General features: G+C 76.0%; 1 protein-coding gene. It reads left to right on the top strand.

What is annotated here, in order from left to right; translation table 11 throughout:
* Positions 1-413: methyltransferase domain-containing protein (locus tag HFC70_RS26515; protein ID WP_168476308.1), on the top strand; the 413-nt coding region annotated here is incomplete at both ends.

Below are 413 nucleotides of genomic sequence, written 5' to 3'. Positions count from 1 at the left end.
GGATCCCGCGCAGTACGAGGGCTTCGCCGAACACCGAGCCCGCCCCTTCCACGACCTGGTGGGGCACGTGCGCGCCGAGGCCCCGCGCGTCGTGGTGGACCTGGGCTGCGGCCCGGGGACCCTGACCCGGACGCTGGCCGAGCGCTGGCCGGACGCCGAGGTGATCGGTCTGGACGACTCGCCCGCCATGCTGGAGCGGGCCCGGGAGCAGGCGGCCCGAACGGGCGCCCCCGCCAACCTGCGCTTCGAGGCGGTCGACGCCTCGCAGTGGCGCCCGTCGGGGGCGACGGACGTCGTGGTGTCCAACGCGATGCTCCAGTGGATCCCGACGCACCGTCGCCTGATCCGGCGCTGGCTCGGGGACCTCACGCCGGGGGCGTGGTTCGCGGCGCAGATCCCGCGGCCCTACGAGC

This window comes from Agrobacterium sp. a22-2 (assembly GCF_012276985.1).
In the GTDB taxonomy this organism is placed as follows: Bacteria; Pseudomonadota; Alphaproteobacteria; order Rhizobiales; family Rhizobiaceae; genus Allorhizobium.
Note: the sequence above shows the minus strand (reverse complement) of the source record. Positions and strands in the feature narration are given on the sequence as shown.